We start from the raw sequence: 1,390 nt of genomic DNA, 5'->3' as shown, positions 1-1,390 counted from the left end.
GTCGGTCAGGTGGGTCGGCGCCTCGTCGGCCAGGATCTCCAGCGCGCGGGTGACCCGGGCGGCCGCGGCGACCGCCGCCCGCGCCGAACGGCGCAGGTTGGCGTCGTCGAAGTTGGCGAGCCGGTTGGCGGTGGCCCGCACCTCCCGGCGTACCCGGCGCTCCTCCCAGGCCAGCACGCTGGAGTGCGCGCCGATCCGGGTGAGCAGCGCGGCGATCGCGTCGCCGTCCTTGACGACCACCCGGTCCACCCCGCGCACCTCGCGGTTCTTCGCGGTGATGCCGATGCGCCGGGCCGCCCCGACCAGCGCCAGCGCCGACTCCGGCCCCGGGCAGGTGATCTCCAGCGCGCTGGAGCGGCCGGGCTCGGTGAGCGAGCCGTGGGCCATGAACGCGCCCCGCCACGCGGACACCGCGCAGCAGACGTTCGCCGCCACCACGTGCGGGGGCAGACCGCGCACCGGGCGGCCCCGCACGTCGAGCAGCCCGGTCTGCCGGGCGAGAGCCTCGCCGTCCTTGACCACCCGCACGATGAAGTGGCTGCCCTTGCGCAGCCCACCGGAGGCCAGCACGTGGATCTCGCTGGGATAGCCGTAGACCTCGGCGATCTCCCGGCGCAGCCGCCGGGCAACCGCCCCGGTGTCCAGTTCTGCCTCCACCACCACCCGGCCGGAGACGATGTGCAACCCGCCGGCGAAGCGCAGCAGCGCGGCCATCTCCGCCCGCCGGCAGCAGGGCTTGGGCACGTCGACCCGACTCAGCTCGTCCTTGACCGCGGCCGTCATCGCCATTGTGCGTCCCCTCACGGACCTGTTCCGGCGTGTCGCCGGAGATTACGTACGTGTCTAACGATCGGCGCCCAGGACAGGCACCAGCGCGGCGCCCAGGGCAGCCGGATCATGGCGGGGAGTCCCGTCGACAACGGCGACGGGGGCGAGGACCAGGCGGGCACCCAGCGATTCTGCCGCACGTTCGACCGGTTCGGGGTCACCCACCGCCTTGGCATCGGCGAGCACGAGATCCACCTTCAGCTCGGGCAGGTACCAGTGCAGCGCCGCGAGGTGGTCGGCGACGGAGAGCCCGAGGGTCTCCTTCTCCGCGGCGAGGTTCAGCGTGACCAGCCGCCGGGCCGAGGTGGACACGATGGCGTCGGCCAACTGCGGCACCAGCAGGTGCGGCAGCACGCTGGTGTACCAGCTGCCCGGCCCGAAGATCAACCAGTCGGCCGCCAGGATCGCCTCGATGGCCTCGGCGCAGGCCGGCGGGGCGCTCGGGGTGAGGCGCAGCGACTCGACCCGTCCGGTGGTGACGGCCACCTGGTGCTGGCCGGTGACCGTGCGCACCTCGTCGGGGGCGGCCGGGTCGGCGCCACGTACCCGGGCCTCGATCCCG

General features: G+C 74.0%; 2 protein-coding genes. Both read right to left on the bottom strand.

The features are described from left to right. Nucleotides 1-789: DNA-binding protein WhiA (gene whiA, locus KBX53_RS32940; RefSeq protein ID WP_210863759.1), on the bottom strand; the 789-nt coding region annotated here is incomplete at its 3' end. Between the two features lie 54 nt (nucleotides 790-843). Continuing rightward, a partial coding sequence (locus KBX53_RS32935) for a 2-phospho-L-lactate transferase CofD family protein (protein WP_210863758.1) occupies nucleotides 844-1,390 on the bottom strand: 547 nt, incomplete at its 5' end.

It is taken from the genome of Micromonospora sp. M51 (genome assembly GCF_018070305.1).
In the GTDB taxonomy this organism is placed as follows: Bacteria; Actinomycetota; Actinomycetes; order Mycobacteriales; family Micromonosporaceae; genus Micromonospora; species Micromonospora parva.
Note: the sequence above shows the minus strand (reverse complement) of the source record. Positions and strands in the feature narration are given on the sequence as shown.